This is a genomic window from Streptomyces sp. NPDC005775 (assembly GCF_042871565.1).
Classification (GTDB): Bacteria; Actinomycetota; Actinomycetes; order Streptomycetales; family Streptomycetaceae; genus Streptomyces.
In genome coordinates, this window is sequence record NZ_JBIAIU010000009.1 from 109763 (window position 1) to 124810 (window position 15048).

The window sequence follows — 15048 nt, forward strand, 5'->3', positions numbered from 1 at the left end:
CGCGGTCATCTGGCTCTCAGGGCAGAGCCCCCACAGCCATGAGCACCAGCATCGCGATGGCCACCGCTGTCAGGCACAGCAGGGTGATTTCCCTGCGCTGCACGTTTTCGGGCATGTCGGCGGTGAAATCGGCTAGCTTCGGCTTGCTCGGGTCGTAAACAACCCCTGCCAGCCCCGCCGGCTCGGTCGACATCCCACGCCGCCACAAGGTCTGCTCGTCCCCGTTCGCCACGAGATATCCGTGCTGCACATCGATCCTGCCGCCGCGAGGAATCGTCCGGCGCACCTCGGAAGCCATGACCTGGACACCGCGACGCGAGGGTATCTGCCACCTGCAACGATCTCCGCGAACAGGCAGACCCCCGCTGCGACTTGGCTCGTCGGACAGGCTCTAGTTGACCTCCCCCAGGTAGCTCAGGGCTAGGCGGAAGTCATTGAGGGCAGGCCTGAACTCGCGGGCGGCGGTATGGAAGGTCGATCGGTCGATCAGGATCCTGGCCAGGGTTCGCGTTCCGTCTGCCGGGTCGTGCTGAGACAGCCGGGTGGCCAGGCCCACTCCGTCGTCGAACAGGGAGCGAACCTGCTGCGCGAAGAGATGGGTGCGGTGCTCCCAGTAGACGGCGGAGCGGACGGTGAGGATCCGATGCAGCCGGACCAGTTCGGCCAGATGCCGGTCCGGATCCTCGGTGGCTCGCGAAGCAAGGCCGTCCACCTCTTCGCGGAGCGCATGGCGGCTGTCGAAGTAGCGCCGCTTGGCATCGGGCGACCACTGCATGGGCGCCGCCCCTGAAGGGGGACGCGGTCCATCCGACGCAGGCCGATCGCCTTCGGCGCCGGAGAAGGACAGCAGCACCGCCCAGAACGACGCCTGATAGCCACTCCAGGACTTCCGCTCACCGGTATCGGCCAGCTCGGTCAGCAAGGCCAGCGCCTCTTGCCGTACGAGGGCGGCACGCTCCCCTCGGCCGTGAGTGTCGAGCATGTGCGCGTATCCGATGAGCGTGTAGAGATGGCAGGCCATCGAGCCGCGGTCGTTCGCGGCTTCGGCCGCTTCCATGCTGACGAGCGTCTCGAACGCGGCAAGTGCTTCGTCGGAACGGCCGGCGTCACGGAGAGCGGCAATCCACTCCAGGAGTGACCAGGCGAGACTCCCGCTGTCGGGCCCGCCCGGCAGGATCGCGGCGATCAACTCACCCATGGCATCGGCAGCCTCTGCATACCGCCCTTCCTCGGAAAGGCCGGCGGCCCACCCGTTCAGCCCTCTGGCCACGGGGGCTCCAGACAGTTGGGCCTGTGCGCGGCCGAGGGCGAGCATCTCGGCGCGCATGGCGAGCCCTTCGGCGCGTCGCCCCACGGCGTACAGCTCTCTCTGGCACGAGTCGAGGGCCCCGTACAGAACATCCGCACGGGCGGGTTCAGCCGTATCGATGGACCGCGCCGCGGCCACCGCCTCCTCACACAGCGCGAGACTGTCCGGACGCGGCCTGCCGCGGCCGGCGTCGTAGCTCAGACGCTGCAGCGCCCTCGCCAGGAGCGGCAGGTACGAGGCGGGGCTGACCTGGGCGAGAACCCGATAGGCGTCTACTTCCTCGCCTGGAGTGCGGCGTCCCGACGCGAGCAGCACATTCCGCGCCCTCACGATGTCGTCCTGATCAACTTTCGCCGGGTGATTCATGACGAAGATTCTGGGTGCGCCCGAGAGGCCGAACAAGGCGGTTCACCTGTGCCGTTCGTCCTACGAAAACACCCTCTGACCTGTCATGATGGGTATGACATCACTTCGCCGGGGGGTGAACGCCCTGGCGGTGCTGATCGGGCCCCCGGGGCCGGGCGTCGACGTCGGCCCGCTCCTGGCCCGCGTCCCCACTTTGCCGGACCCTGATGCGCGGAGTGGCGGCCGGACAGGCTAGTTTGCTCGGATGAGTCTGCTTGATGATGTAGCCGAGCGCGACGGTTGGCGCTGCTGGGTGTGCGACGAAGCGGTCGACCCCAAGGAGTCGGTGAACGACCCGCGGGGGCCCAGTGTCGACAGCCGGACTGCCGACCGGAAGGCCAAGGTCGCCGAGCGGCTCGCGCACCGTGGATGCAACACCCGCAAGGGCGCGGTCAAGGTGACCATCGCCTGGCCGGATCGCCTGTACGTGGTCGAACCCGCGCCGCTGATCACCGTGGCCGGGAGGCTGGAGCGCAAGGGAGGCCGCGAGATGGTGGGCCGTTGCCCGACCAGGCGGGACGCCCAGGAAGCCGCGGATTGGCTGGTGGACCGGTTCTCCCGACTGGTTCCGGGGCTGCCGGTGACTGCCGACATCGAGCCGGGCGGCGGCCAGTTCCTCGTCATCCTGACCACCGGCCGCCGCTGACCGGGAATCACCGGGACACACTCGGGCTGTGCCGACGAGGTGACCGCTCGGTAGGTCAGGTCGCCAAGGACTTCGAACTGACCGAGACATTTTGGCGGGGCAGTCTCCCGAGGGAGCCCGTACGAGCGGGCACCGCGCCGGCGGACCGCTCACGGGCGCCCTCCGCGGCGCCACCGTTCGGGATCGATCCGGCCTGCGTACAGGGGCAGTTCGAGCGGGGTGTCGCCCTCTTCGAACGGGTCCCACACCCGTGTGAGGCCCCCTGTTCCCCGGGTGCGCACCCGTCGGGCCTCGGCGAGGTCGAGCACGTCGGTCAGGACCTCTTCCGCGCCTGGCCCGGCCTCGGCACGCGTATGCCCCTCGGGGTCCACCACGAGGCTGCGCCCGACGCCGTCGGGTGACGCGGCGTTGAGGCTGGCCATGAACACCTGGTTCACGATCGCGTTGGCCTGTGCGAGCACGACCTCCTGCGCGCGGTCGGCGGTGGGGGTGCGCACCAGGTTGAGTACGAGGTCGGCGCCCTGCCACGCCAGATGGCGGGTGGTCTCGGGGAACCACGCGTCATAGCAGATCGTGAGACCGACGCGTCCGTGGCCGGCCACATCGAAGACCACGAAACTGCTCCCCGCCGCGGTGGTCTCGTGGGGACGCCACGGGAAGATCTTGCGGTACGCCGCGACCCGTTCGCCCGTGGGCGAGTAGACGGGGGCGGTGTTGTAGATCCGGCCGTCCGCGCCCTTTTCGTAGACGCTGCCGGGCACGAGCCAGATGCCCAGTTCCCTGGCGAGTGCCGCCAGCCGGGTACCGCGGGGGCCGTCCAGGGGCCGGGCTGCCGCGGTCATGACCGCGGCGGGGTCCTCCTCGGGCTCGTGACCGCACAGGTGCAGTTCCGGATACGCGAGCAGGTGGACACCGGGGTATGCCTCGGCGACACGGCGTACGTCCGCGGCGAACGCGTCCGGATCCTCGGCGGTGTGGTGCCGCGCGGCGGTCTGGACGAGGGCGATCGACAGGGGGGCCGTCATCGTGGGGCAACCTTCCGCGCAGGGTCGACATCCGGGGCGCGACGAGCCAATCACCGTGCCTGATCCAGGACAAGCCCCCCTTTCCCAGCGGCATCCACAGGGGAAACCCGTGGGTAAGCTGCTGGGCATCCGCGTACGGCTGCCGTGCCGACCCGGCGGAAGCACGAGGGCCGTCGCGTCCGCGACACTCCTCACCGACTCGACAGGACACGGGAAAGACATGACCCTCACCCAGCTGCGGGCCTTCGTGGAGGCGGGTCGGCTCGGGTCGTTCACCGCGGCGGCGCAGGCCATGGACATCGCGCAGGCGTCGGCCTCCGAACTGGTGCGGCGCCTCGAGGCGGAACTCGACGCCGAGCTGTTCGCGCGAGGCAGCCGCACCCTGACCCTGACGTCCGCCGGGCAGGAACTGCTGCCGTACGCCCAGCAGGCGCTGGAGGCCGCGGAGAGCGGGACCCGAGCCGTGCACTCGTTGAGTTCCCTGGGCGGGGGGACCGCGACGTTCGGCGTTCTGCGCAACGCGGATTATTACCTGCTGTCCAACCTCGTGCAGATGTTCCACGCCCGGTACCCGTCCGTCCGGGTCCGGCTCGTGGGGCAGAACTCGGCCGAGACGGCGGCCGCCGTGTCGGCGGGGCAGATCGAGGCGGGCCTGGTCATCCTGCCCATCGACGATGAGGGGCTCGTGGTGACCCCGCTCCTGCGCGACGAGGTGTTCTACGTCAGCGCGAGCGAGGAGCGGACCCGCGTACCGGTGACGATGGAGGCCTTCGCCCAGGCCCCCCTGGTCCTCTATGACGCCCACTACGGCTGGCAGGACCCCACCCGACGTCAGCTCGCGGAGCGTGCCCAGCTGGCCGGCGTCGGCATCGAGCCGCTCATCGAGATCGAGCGCGTCGAGGCTGCCCTGGGCCTCGTGGCCGCCGGTGTGGGCGACACGATCGCCAGCCGGGCGGTGATCGCCGGCCCGTCGTTCCCTCCGGGGCTGCGGACCGCCTCCTTCGCCGACCCGCTCTACGACACGATCGCCCTGGTCAAGCGGCGGGGCCATCCGCTGTCACGGGCCACCAGAGAGCTCGCCCGGCTGGCCGAGGACACCTTGCGTGAGCTCCGTACCGACCTCGGCCTCTGAGCGGGCGGCTGCAACCCACTCGCAGGGAAACCCTGTGAGTGGGACAGGAATCGCCCCTCTGGTCCTGTGGCAGCGTGGCGTCTAGCGTCCCTGCCATGCAGATCACGCACGATGAAGCACAGGCCCTCCCCCCGTTCCAGTGGCTGAAGAAGCCGTCCGTGGACGGTCCCCCCGCCCAGCGCGACCCCAAGGTGGTCGAGCGGGTGTCGCAGATGCTGACGGAGATCGAGAACAAGGGCATGGACGCGGTGCGCGCCTATGCCCAGGAGCTGGACGGCTGGTCGGGCGACGTGGAGATCACGGCCGCCGAGCTCAAGAGGTCGGGGGACGCCCTGCCCCCGGATGTCCGCACCTCCCTCGAGCTGGGGTACGAACGCACCCACCGGTTCGCCGCGGCGCAGCGCGAGCACCTGACGGACTTCGAGGTCGAGGTCGCTCCGGGTGTCGCCGGCGGCCAGCGGTACGTCCCCGTGTCCCGCGTCGGCGCGTACCTGCCGGCCGGCCGCTTCCCGCTTCTCGCCAGCGCCTTCATGACGGTGAACGTGGCGAAGACCGCCGGGGTGCCCACAGTGCTGGCGTGCACTCCCCCCTCCGGCGAGCACGGCGCCCATCCTGCCGTTCTGTACGGCGCCTACCTGTCGCGCGCCGACCGGGTGTTCGCTCTCGGCGGTGTCCAGGCGCTCGGCGCCATGGCCTTCGGCCTGCTCGGCGAGGCCCCGGTCGACATGCTGGTCGGCGCGGGCAACGCGTTCGTCACCGAGGCGAAGCGCCAGCTGTTCGGCCGGGTCGGCATCGACCTGCTGGCCGGCCCCTCCGAGGTCGCCGTCATCGCCGACGACAGCGCCGACCCCGTGTGGGTCGCGGCGGATCTGCTGGGACAGGCCGAACACGGCCCCAACTCCCCCGCCGCACTCGTCACCACGTCCGAGAAGCTGGGACGTGCGGTGATCGCGGAGATGGAACGCCAGCTGGAATCCCTGGTCACCCGGGACATCGCGGGCCCTGCGTGGCGCGACTTCGGTTCCGTCATCGTCGTGGACGACCGGGCCGACGCGGTCGCGGTCGCCGATGTCATCGCCCCCGAACACCTGGAGATCCAGACCGAGGACGACGCCTACTACCTGGAGAACCTCACCAACTACGGCTCGCTGTTCATCGGGTCGTGGTCGACGGTCGCCTACTCCGACAAGGGCATCGCCGGCACCAACCACGTGCTGCCCACGGGCAAGACCGCCCGCTACAACGCCGGTCTCTCGGTCTCCCGGTTCCTCAAGCCGCTGACCTACCAGCGCGCCTCGAAGGAGGGGACCGCGTCGCTGGCCCCCGCTGTCGAGCGCATCTCGGCGTTCGAGGGGCTGGCCGCCCACGGTGCCACGGCGACGCTGCGCATCGATCGCATCGGGCGGACGTCCGGCGCGTTCGACGAGATCCCGGCAACTCTGCGCGACCAGCTCTGACCCCCCTCTCGTGCCGCCGCCCGCCGAGCGGCGGCACGAGGGCACCGGCCGCGCCCGGCCCGTTCCGTCACCCTTGCCACTCCGGCGCCCCCACCGGTCCCCCGTACCCCGCCCCCACCCGAGGTCTCCCATGCGACACCGCCCATCCTCGTCACCGGCGCCCGCCCGAAGCGGAAACGGTGCCGTGCTCACCCAGGGCCTCAAGGGCCGCCAGATCACCATGATCTCCATCGGCGGGGTGATCGGCGCCGGACTCTTCGTCGGGTCGTCCACGGCCGTGAGCGCGGCGGGGCCGGCCGTCCTGATCTCGTTCCTTCTGGCTGCGGCGCTCGTGGTGCTCGTCATGCAGATGCTGGGCGAGATGGCTGTCGCCCAGCCGGACACGGGCTCCTTCTCCACCTATGCCGACCGTGCACTGGGCCCCTGGGCGGGCTTCTCGATCGGCTGGCTGTACTGGTGGTTCTACATTCTCGTCATCCCCATCGAAGCCATCGCGGCAGGCGAGGTGATCGCCGGCCTGACGTCGGTGCCCAGCTGGGTTCCGGCGCTGACGGTGATCGTCGTACTCGCGGGCAGCAACATGCTCGCGGTGCGCAACTACGGGGAGTTCGAGTACTGGTTCGCCCTTCTGAAGGTCATCGCGATCGTGGGGTTCCTGGTCCTGGGCGTGCTCGCCGTACTGGGCCTGCTGCCGGGGTCGGACACGCACGGCGTGTCGAACCTGTGGCGCCACGGCGGATTCGCCCCACAGGGAGCCATGGCCGTCATCGCCGGTCTGCTCACCGCGATGTTCAGTTTCCAGGGCAGCGAGATCGTCACCATCGCCGCCGCCGAGTCCGACGAACCGCGGAAGAACATCAAGAAGGCCGTCCGGGCGGTGGTATGGCGCCTCGGCCTCTTCTACATCGGTTCGATCCTCATCGTGGTCTGTCTCGTCCCGTGGAACGCCGACGACCTGGCGGGCGGCTCGTACCAGGCCGCTCTCGACCGGATGAACATCCCGGGCGCCGCCTGGATCATGGACGCCGTCCTCGTGATCGCCGTGTGCAGCTGCCTCAACTCGGCCGTGTACACCGCGTCCCGCATGATGTTCTCCCTCGCGGCCCGGGGCGACGCTCCCGCCGCCCTCGCCCGCACCTCGCGGCGTGGAGTCCCGGGGAACGCAGTCGTGGCCTCCACGGTCATCGGCATGGCGGCGGTCATCGCCAACTACCTGCTGCCGGACGTGTTCTCGTACCTCATCGCCTCCAGCGGAGCGATCGCTCTGATGATGTACATGGTCATCGCCCTCACTCAGTACGCGACCCGCCGCCAGGGAGGGCAGCCGGCCGAGGTCCGCATGTGGGGGTTCCCCTACCTCACCCTTGCCACGATCGCGTTCATCGCCGGAGTGCTGGTGCTCATGGCCGTACTGCCGGGACACAGGCTGGAACTGTGGCTGTCGCTCGGCCTCGCCGCGATCCTCGTCGGCCTGGGCGTGCTGCGGCAGCGCAGGGCGGGGGCGCGCGCGGACGGCCCGGCCATCAGCACCCGGGAGCCGGAGCGAACGGTGTGACCCGGAGGGTTCAGTGGACGCGGGCGTGCGTGGCGCGGGGCACGAACTCGGTCGGCAGGACGAGGCGCTCCCCCGCGGGGTCGACGTCCTTGGCGATCCGCCGGACCAGCAGCCGCGCCGCCTGCCGCGACAGCTCCCGGAGGTCGTGCCGGACGGTGGTGAGCCGGAACACCTCCCAGGCGGCCATCGGCAGATCGTCGAAGCCGATGACGGTGAGGTCGTCGGGAACCCGGACTCCGGCGGCGAGGGCGGCGTTCAGGACGCCGATGGCGACGACGTCATTGCCGCAGAACACCGCCGTGGGTGGCTCGTCGGCCTCGAGGAGGGCGGGCAGCGCCCGGTAGCCGGTCTCGTACTCGAACGCGCCACGCACCACCCGGGCCTCCGGCAGCGCCACGCCCTCCTCGGCGAGCGCCAGCCGGAAACCCATCTCGCGTTCGCGCCCCGTCGTGGTGTTGGCCGCGCCGAAGATGCCGGCGACACGGCGGTGTCCCAGGGCCAGGAGTTCACGGGCGACGAGCCGTCCACCGCCCTCGTTGTCGACGACGGAGGCGAAGTCGTCGCCCCGGCCCGTGTCGCGGTTGAGGAAGACGTAGGGCATGCCCCGTCTGTCCAGCTGGGCGGGGAGACGGGAGTCCGTGGTCGCCGTGGCGAGGACGACGCCGTCCATCGACTGGTCGAGCAGTGTCTCCTCGGCGACCGCCTCGTCGGACCGCTCGGTGATCAGCATCATCCGGTAACCGAGACTGCTCAGCTCGTCGTGGAGCGGGGCGATGATGTGCGGGTAGAAGGGATTCGTCAGGTCGGTGACGATGACACCCACCCTGCGGGTGGCACGGGTGGAGAGGGTGCGCCCGGCCTCGCTCGGCACGTAGTTCAACGCCTGGGCGGCCCGCATGACCTTCTCGCGGGTGCCCGCGGACACGCGGGGGTCGTCGCGCAGCGCGCGGGAGACCGTGGGCTGCGAGACCCCCGCCAGCCTGGCCACGTCATGACTGGTGATCCCCATCGGCGTTCCCCTCCTCACCACCGGGACCGACCGATCCCGCCCAGCCACTATACGTATGCCTCACGCAGCCTGCGCGGACCGAGCGGCGCAATGCCGTCACGTTCCCGTCGGAAACACCGCCCCTTTCTTATGAGAGACAAAGACCGCACCCACCCCTTGACATCCACCCCGTCGGCACCTGTCATGGAATACATACGTATTCACGAGCAAGGAGCAGTCATGCCCGATGTCGTCGTATCCCCCAGCGAGCTCGCCCGCCGCACGGTGCGCCGCAGCGACTTCGTCTCCTGCAACCAGGCCTTCATCGACTGCCGTACGCCCGGCTCGGATCGCAAGGAGAACTACGCGATGATCGGGCCGGGTGTCTCCCAGGCAGCCGGGCAGCACGTCAATCTCCGGCTCCCGCACGGCTACAACATCGGTGCGGCCGCGATGCCGCACGGCATCACCAACAATCTGCACCTCCACTACACCGCCGAGGTGTTCGTCTGCACCGAGGGCGAGTACCTGCTGCGCTGGGGCGTCGACGGCACGGAGGGCGAACTCACCCTCAGGGCCGGCGACATCGCCTCCATCCCCACCTGGATCTTCCGCGGATTCACCAACACGGGGCCGGACGACGGCTGGATGTTCACCGTGCTGGGCATGGATGACACCGGCGGCATCATCTGGGGGCCCTCGGTCCTGCGCGAGGCGCAGAAGCACGGCCTGTATCTCTCCGCCGACAACAAGCTCGTCGACACCGTCGCCGGCGACACCGTGCCGCCCGAGTCCGAGCTCGTCAGCCCTCTGGCGCAGGAGCACCTCGACCTGTTGCGCCACTACAGCCCCGACGAGATGAAGCGCCGGATCGCCGCCGCGGACGAGCTGGTGTTCTCCGAGCGCCCCTTCCTCGACAGCACTCTGCCGGGCGGCGGTGCCCGCTTGAGCTGTGTCATCGGTTACGGCATGACCGAGGACCCGCACCAGGAGCCCCGCGTGTTCAACCCGCACGGACACAACGTCGCCTGGCTCCGCGCCGACCCCGGCCAGGGCGTGTCGACCCACCGTCAGCGCGAGACCCAGACCCTGATCGTGAAGGACGGCCTGTGGGAGGTCACTCTCAACGACACGGACCCGCTCCCCGTCCGCCTCGGCCCCCGGGACATGCTCTCCGTCCCGCAGGACGCCTGGCGCACCCTGCGCAACGTCGGCGAGGAGCGGGGCGACCTCCTCGTCGTCAACTCCGGCGACGGACGCGTCCGTCTGGAGTGGGACGAGGAGGTGCTCAAGAGCGCGGCGGACGCGGGTCTGGGCATCGACCACAACGGGTACGTCGCCCCGTACGCGCTGCTGCCGCGCTCCGCGCGCTCCTGGTGACCGCCGTGGCGCCCGGGGGCGCGGCCGGCCCGCTGCCGCTGGTCGTCGTACCCGGAATGCTCTGCGACGCGAGTCTGTGGCGCGACGCCGAATTCCCCGCGGGCCACGAGGTCCACCACATCGCGCTGCGGCGGGCGGACATCGGGGCGCTCGCCGAGGACGTACTCGCCGCGGTGGACGGACCTTTCGTGCTCGTCGGGCTTAGCCTGGGCGCCATCACCGGCTTCGAGGTGCTGCGCCGGGCGCCCGGGCGCGTGGCCGGTCTGTGCGTGATGGCCACCAACGCGGGCCCCCCGCGTCCCGGGCAGTACGCGGCCTGGCGGGAGATGGACGAACTGATCGCGGCCGGCCGGTTCCCGGACGTCGTCGAGCGGACGCTGCCGGACATGTTCCCCGACCGCCGCCCCTCGCCCCGGGACGCTCGGCGCTACCGCGACATGGCGTACGCCGTGGGCGCCACCGCCGCCCGCGCCCAGCTCGCCGCGCAGGCGACCCGCACGGACGCGACCGCCGTGCTGCGGACGGTCCGCTGCCCCACCACCGTCCTGGCCGGAGCGCGGGACACGCTGTGCCCGCCCGGCTTCCACCGCACGATCGCGGACTCCGTCCCCGGAGCCGCCCTGACCCTGCTGCCCGACGCGGGACACCTGCTCCCGTGGCAACGACCCGGCGCGGTGACTGCCGCGCTGCGCGACCTGGTCGCGGCCGCCGGTGCGGCACCGGTCACCGTAACCCCCTGAACGTCTCCCGAACCGAACCCCCGCCCCTTCATCCGCAGTGGAAGAGAGCCGTCATGCCCCGACACCTCAAGTCCCCCGTGCCCGCCGCGCAGGTGAGCGCGGCCCGGGCCGATGTCGCCGAACGCGTCCACGCCATCCTCGACGACATCCGCCTGCGCGGCGACGACGCGGTCCGCCAGTACTCCGAGAAGTTCGACAACTGGAGCCCCGAGTCGTTCCGCCTGTCTCCCGACGACGTCCGGCGGATCATGTCCGGCGTGCCCGGCACGGTCCTCGACGACATCCGCTTCGTGCAGCGGCAGGTCCGCACCTTCGCCCAGGCCCAGCGTGACGCGCTGGCCGACGTCGAGATCGAGACTCTGCCCGGCGTCCGCCTCGGCCACCGGCACGTCCCCGTGTCCGGCGCCGGCGCGTACGTGCCCGGCGGCCGTTACCCGCTGACCGCTTCGGCCCACATGACGGTCGTGACCGCCAAGGTGGCGGGCGTCCCGCGCGTCGCAGCCTGCACCCCGCCGATCCGGGGCGAGGTCCCCGCCGCGACGGTCGCGGCGATGCACCTCGCGGGCGCCGACGAGATCTACCTGCTGGGCGGCGTCCAGGCCGTCGCGGCGATGGCCGTGGGCACCGAGACCATCGGCCGCGTCCCGATGCTCGCGGGCCCCGGCAACGCGTACGTGGCGGAGGCCAAGCGGCAGCTGTTCGGCGAGGTCGGCATCGACCTGTTCGCCGGTCCGACCGAGATCCTGGTGATCGCCGACGAGCACGCGGACCCGTTCGTGGTGGCGGTCGACCTGCTGTCGCAGGCGGAGCACGGCCCGGACTCCCCCGCCGTGCTGGTCACCACCTCCGAAGAGCTCGCCCGGGAGGCCGAGCGGCACATCGAGCGCCTGCTGCCCTCCATGCCCACCCGGGACTTCGCCGCGCCGGCCTGGCGCGACCACGGCGAGATCGTGGTGGCCGACTCGCTCGACGAGGCCTTCCGGATCGCCGACTCCTACGCCAGCGAGCATGTGCAGGTCCTGACGGAGAACCCCCGCCAGGCACTGGAGAAGATGCGCGACTACGGTGCGCTCTTCCTCGGCGAAGGCACCTGCGTCTCCTACGGCGACAAGGTCATCGGCACCAACCACGTCCTGCCCACCCGCGGGGCCGCCCGCTACACCGGTGGCCTGTGGGTCGGCAAGTACCTGAAGACGGTGACGTACCAGGAGGTCACCGACACCGCGTCCTCCGCGCTGCTCGGCGAGGTGTGCGGCCGGGCCGCACGCGTCGAGCTCTTCGAGGGCCATGCCCGCTCGGGTGACGTCCGCGCCGCCAAGTACGGCAACGGCACTCTGCCGTGGAACGAGGAGGGCGCCGCATGAGTGGCCGCACCGACCCTCTGGCGGGCCGCACCGCGCTCGTCACCGGGGGAGGGAGCGGGCTGGGCCGGGCCATCACGCGGTCCCTGCTCTCCGACGGGGCCCGCGTGGTGATCACGGGCCGGAACCGCACCGCGCTGGAGGAGACCGCCTCGGACTTCGGCCCGCGGGTCTCCCCTCGCGTCTGCGACGTCTCCCGCGCGGACGACGTCGAGGAGCTGGCCCGGAGTCTGGCCGAGGAGGAGATATCGGTCCTGGTCAACAACGCCGGGATCGCCGGCCCGGTGGCGCCCCTGACCGAGATCGCCCCGCAGGACTGGGACGAGGTCTTCGGCGTGAACGTGCGCGGGGTGTTCCTGATGTGCCGGGCCTTCCTGCCCGCCATGATCCGCAGGGGCGCGGGCGACGTCGTCAACATCGCCTCGGTGTCGGGCAAGCGCCCCCTCCTCGGGCGCACCCCGTACTGCGCGTCGAAGATGGCGGTCATCGGCCTCACGGCCACACTCGCCGGCGAGGTGGGACCGCAGGGCATCACAGTCAACTCCCTTTCCCCGGGACCGGTTTCGGGTCCACGCATGGAGCGCAACTTCCGTCTGGAGGCGGAACGCACGGGCAGCACCTACGCGGAGGCCGAGCAGGCGTTCGTGGCCCGCTCCGCGCTGGGCCGGATGGTCACCGAGGAGGAGGTCGGCGAGGCCGTCAGCGCGATGCTCCGCATGCGCGGACTGTGCGGGGCCGACATCGACCTCTCCGCGGGGATGGTGGCCCGGTGACGGCACACGGCGCACCGCGCCGCAGCCTCAAGCGGAGACTGGCGGACGGCGAGCGGTTGCGGGGCGCGCTGCTGCGGCTCCCCTCGGAGACCCTGGTGGAGATGGCGGGGGTCGCGGGACTCGATTACGTCGTCATCGACTGCGAGCACGGGCCCGCCGACACGGCGCTGCTCCAGCAGCACCTGACGGCCGCGGCGGCGCACGGGACGGATGTCCTGGTCCGTGTCGGCACGGCCGAGCCGGCACTCGCCCTGCGCTGCCTCGACCTGGGCGCCGCCGGGCTGATATTCCCGCACGTGGACAGTCGCGAAGACGCCCTACGGGTGGTGGCCGCGAGCCACTACCCGCCGTGGGGGGAGCGGGGGTTCGCCACCTACAGCAGAGCGGGCCGGTTCGGCACGGTCACGGCGGCCGAGCATGTGGCCGCGTCCCGCGAGACCCTGGTCGTGGCGATGATCGAGACACGGCGCGCCTGCGAGGACGCCGACGCGGTCGCCGGCACCGAGGGCGTGGACGCGGTCCTGGTGGGCCCCGCCGACCTGGCCGCCGACTGCGGCTTCCCGGAGCCCGGTGTCGTGGCCGGTCTCACCGCCCGGGCGCACGTGGCGGCACGGGACGCCGGACGCGCGGTGATGACGATCGTGCCGGACCTCGACGCCGCCCGGGCCGCCGAGCGCCGGGGGGACCAGCTGATCCTCTACAACATGGCCCAGGTCCTCATGGACACCATGCGCTCCCTGGCCCGGCCCGGGACAACGGGCGCGGCCGAGGACCCCGCCTGACCGGGCGGGCGCGGGCCGTCACTCCGTCCGCCCTCTTCTGCGGCACACCCTTGACGCACCCCTCCCGGGTCCTTAGTGTTCCCGATCAGTTCATACGTATGCAGTCACCATTTCCCGTGTGATCGGAGTAGCCATGTCCGCCACAGCGCCGCCCGTCCCGGCCGTCGACTCACCCCAGGTCGACCTGAACAAGCGGAAGGCGATACGCCGAGCCATCGGTGCGGGCAGCATCGGTAATTTCGTCGAACAGTTCGACTACGGCCTGTACGGCTACATGGCGCCGGTCATGGCCCCGGCGTTCTTCCCCGAGAGCGACCGGACCGTGGCGGTGCTGGGCACTTACGCGATCATCGCCATCGCCTGCCTCTTCCGCCCGCTCGGCGGTACCCTCGTGGGCCGCTGGGGCGACCGGGTCGGACGCAGGAAGGCACTGCTGTGGACCATCGTGGCCATGGGCGTGGCCACCGCCCTGATCGCGGTCCTGCCGACCTACCAGCAGATCGGCGTCGGGGCGCCGGTCCTGCTCCTGCTGCTGCGAGTCGCCCAGGGCGCGGTCTCCGGCGGCGAGTACGTCGGGGCCGTCGCGTTCATCGTGGAGTGGGCGGAGCCGAACCGGCGGGCTTACTACACGTCGTACGCGTCCAACAGCTGCTTCGTCGGCACCCTCGCGGGCGCCGGCACAGCCGCCCTGACCAGCTGGGCCTTCGACGGCGACGCCCTCGACTCGTACGGCTGGCGCCTGCCGTTCCTGCTGGCGATCCCGCTCAGCCTGGTCGGGGTGTGGCTGCGCCGTCACATCGAGGAGAGCCCTGAGTTCGTCCGCGCGACGAACGAGGGAACGGACGTCGTCACCTCGCCGATCCGTGAGGCGCTCCGCACGCAGTGGCGACCGATCCTGGTCTTCTGCGGAATCTCGGTCATGCTCGCGATCCTCTCCTACAGCTGGGTCACCTTCTATCCGCAGTACCTGACCGACACACTCGGTCTGCCCCGGTGGATGGCCCTGACCTCGAACGCCGTCTCCATCGCCGTGCTCATCCCGGCCCTGCCACTGGCCGGCATGCTGTCGGACCGCATCGGGCGCAAGCCGATGCTGGTCACCGGAGCCGTCGCCTGCATCGTGCTGGTGCCGCTCGCCTTCCGGGTCGGCGAGCACGGGACCTTCGGGGCGGCCGTGGCCAGCCAGCTCATCTACATCGTGCCGGAGTTCTTCCTCACCGGCATCGTCACCGTGTGCGCGGCCGAACTGTTCACCACCCGCACGCGGTTCAGCGCCAGCGCCATCGCGTACAACAGCTCGTTCTCCATCTTCATGGGCATCACGCCGTTCGTCGCGACGCTCCTGGTCAGCACCTTCGACACCATCTACGCCGTCTGGGCCTACCTGGCGGTGGGCGCCGTCCTGGCGCTCGTCGTGGTGACCGCCTTCATGAAGGAGACGTACCGGAGCCAGTTGGGCGCGGACAAGTTCGCCCGCGGGTAGCGCGCACGGCCC

General features: G+C 70.8%; 14 protein-coding genes. 10 read left to right on the forward strand and 4 right to left on the reverse strand.

Features of this window, described 5'->3' with window-relative positions; all coding sequences use genetic code 11:
- Positions 1-16: 16 nt before the first annotated feature.
- Together ACFYPA_RS21470 and ACFYPA_RS21475 are read right to left on the reverse strand one after the other, a co-directional pair.
- The gene (locus ACFYPA_RS21470; RefSeq protein WP_389133561.1) at positions 17-298 is read right to left on the reverse strand and encodes a hypothetical protein; all 282 of its coding nucleotides are present in this window, start codon (positions 296-298) and stop codon (positions 17-19) included.
- Between the two features lie 93 nt (positions 299-391).
- Entirely contained in the window at positions 392-1675 is a 1284-nt protein-coding gene (locus tag ACFYPA_RS21475) for a hypothetical protein (RefSeq protein ID WP_389133564.1), read from the reverse strand.
- Between the two features lie 244 nt (positions 1676-1919).
- On the opposite strand from ACFYPA_RS21475, the gene ACFYPA_RS21480 reads away from it, so the two are divergent.
- Positions 1920-2360, forward strand: a complete 441-nt coding sequence (locus ACFYPA_RS21480; RefSeq protein ID WP_389133566.1) for a hypothetical protein — start codon at positions 1920-1922, stop codon at positions 2358-2360.
- 149 nt (positions 2361-2509) lie between these two features.
- Here the strand turns inward: ACFYPA_RS21480 and ACFYPA_RS21485 are convergent, their stop codons facing one another.
- The gene (locus ACFYPA_RS21485; RefSeq protein WP_389133568.1) at positions 2510-3385 is read right to left on the reverse strand and encodes a carbon-nitrogen hydrolase family protein; all 876 of its coding nucleotides are present in this window, start codon (positions 3383-3385) and stop codon (positions 2510-2512) included.
- Between the two features lie 220 nt (positions 3386-3605).
- On the opposite strand from ACFYPA_RS21485, the gene ACFYPA_RS21490 reads away from it, so the two are divergent.
- The 3 genes from ACFYPA_RS21490 to ACFYPA_RS21500 all read left to right on the forward strand — a co-directional run bounded on the left by ACFYPA_RS21490 (position 3606) and on the right by ACFYPA_RS21500 (position 7529).
- Positions 3606-4517 (forward strand): LysR family transcriptional regulator, encoded by a 912-nt coding sequence (locus ACFYPA_RS21490; protein WP_359085644.1) that lies wholly within the window; start codon positions 3606-3608, stop codon positions 4515-4517.
- 95 nt (positions 4518-4612) lie between these two features.
- A complete protein-coding gene (gene hisD, locus ACFYPA_RS21495; RefSeq protein WP_389133571.1) occupies positions 4613-5974 on the forward strand; it encodes a histidinol dehydrogenase in 1362 nt (453 codons plus the stop codon).
- Positions 5975-6158: 184 nt separating this feature from the next.
- Positions 6159-7529, forward strand: a complete 1371-nt coding sequence (locus tag ACFYPA_RS21500; protein ID WP_359320027.1) for an amino acid permease — start codon at positions 6159-6161, stop codon at positions 7527-7529.
- 10 nt (positions 7530-7539) lie between these two features.
- On the opposite strand, the gene ACFYPA_RS21505 is transcribed toward ACFYPA_RS21500, so the two are convergent.
- Positions 7540-8538, reverse strand: coding sequence for a LacI family DNA-binding transcriptional regulator (locus ACFYPA_RS21505; protein ID WP_359085641.1), 999 nt, complete (start codon positions 8536-8538; stop codon positions 7540-7542).
- A gap of 219 nt (positions 8539-8757) precedes the next feature.
- On the opposite strand from ACFYPA_RS21505, the gene ACFYPA_RS21510 reads away from it, so the two are divergent.
- From ACFYPA_RS21510 to ACFYPA_RS21535, 6 genes are all read left to right on the forward strand, one after another.
- A complete protein-coding gene (locus ACFYPA_RS21510; protein ID WP_359320029.1) occupies positions 8758-9897 on the forward strand; it encodes a cupin domain-containing protein in 1140 nt (379 codons plus the stop codon).
- A gap of 5 nt (positions 9898-9902) precedes the next feature.
- On the forward strand, positions 9903-10637 hold the full coding sequence (locus tag ACFYPA_RS21515) for an alpha/beta fold hydrolase (RefSeq protein WP_359085639.1): 735 nt from the start codon (positions 9903-9905) through the stop codon (positions 10635-10637).
- A gap of 53 nt (positions 10638-10690) precedes the next feature.
- Positions 10691-12001: a histidinol dehydrogenase gene (gene hisD, locus ACFYPA_RS21520; RefSeq protein ID WP_359320030.1), complete on the forward strand. Its 1311-nt coding sequence runs from the start codon at positions 10691-10693 to the stop codon at positions 11999-12001.
- Positions 11998-12771, forward strand: a complete 774-nt coding sequence (locus ACFYPA_RS21525) for an SDR family oxidoreductase (RefSeq protein WP_359320032.1) — start codon at positions 11998-12000, stop codon at positions 12769-12771. The genes hisD (ACFYPA_RS21520) and ACFYPA_RS21525 overlap by 4 nt, the downstream gene beginning before the upstream one ends.
- Positions 12768-13553, forward strand: coding sequence for an aldolase/citrate lyase family protein (locus tag ACFYPA_RS21530; protein ID WP_359320034.1), 786 nt, complete (start codon positions 12768-12770; stop codon positions 13551-13553). The genes ACFYPA_RS21525 and ACFYPA_RS21530 overlap by 4 nt, the downstream gene beginning before the upstream one ends.
- A 133-nt stretch (positions 13554-13686) precedes the next feature.
- Positions 13687-15036 carry an MFS transporter gene (locus ACFYPA_RS21535; RefSeq protein ID WP_359085635.1) on the forward strand — a complete coding sequence of 450 codons (1350 nt, stop codon included), beginning with the start codon at positions 13687-13689 and terminating at the stop codon, positions 15034-15036.
- The last annotated feature ends 12 nt before the right edge of the window (positions 15037-15048 follow it).

Coding starts and splice junctions, on each gene's coding strand:
- ACFYPA_RS21470 (WP_389133561.1), bottom strand. CDS start 298: ATGGCTTCCGAGGTGCGCCGGACGATTCCTCGCGGCGGCAGGATCGAT.
- ACFYPA_RS21475 (WP_389133564.1), bottom strand. CDS start 1,675: ATGAATCACCCGGCGAAAGTTGATCAGGACGACATCGTGAGGGCGCGG.
- ACFYPA_RS21480 (WP_389133566.1), top strand. CDS start 1,920: ATGAGTCTGCTTGATGATGTAGCCGAGCGCGACGGTTGGCGCTGCTGG.
- ACFYPA_RS21485 (WP_389133568.1), bottom strand. CDS start 3,385: ATGACGGCCCCCCTGTCGATCGCCCTCGTCCAGACCGCCGCGCGGCAC.
- ACFYPA_RS21490 (WP_359085644.1), top strand. CDS start 3,606: ATGACCCTCACCCAGCTGCGGGCCTTCGTGGAGGCGGGTCGGCTCGGG.
- hisD (WP_389133571.1), top strand. CDS start 4,613: ATGCAGATCACGCACGATGAAGCACAGGCCCTCCCCCCGTTCCAGTGG.
- ACFYPA_RS21505 (WP_359085641.1), bottom strand. CDS start 8,538: ATGGGGATCACCAGTCATGACGTGGCCAGGCTGGCGGGGGTCTCGCAG.
- ACFYPA_RS21510 (WP_359320029.1), top strand. CDS start 8,758: ATGCCCGATGTCGTCGTATCCCCCAGCGAGCTCGCCCGCCGCACGGTG.
- hisD (WP_359320030.1), top strand. CDS start 10,691: ATGCCCCGACACCTCAAGTCCCCCGTGCCCGCCGCGCAGGTGAGCGCG.
- ACFYPA_RS21525 (WP_359320032.1), top strand. CDS start 11,998: ATGAGTGGCCGCACCGACCCTCTGGCGGGCCGCACCGCGCTCGTCACC.
- ACFYPA_RS21535 (WP_359085635.1), top strand. CDS start 13,687: ATGTCCGCCACAGCGCCGCCCGTCCCGGCCGTCGACTCACCCCAGGTC.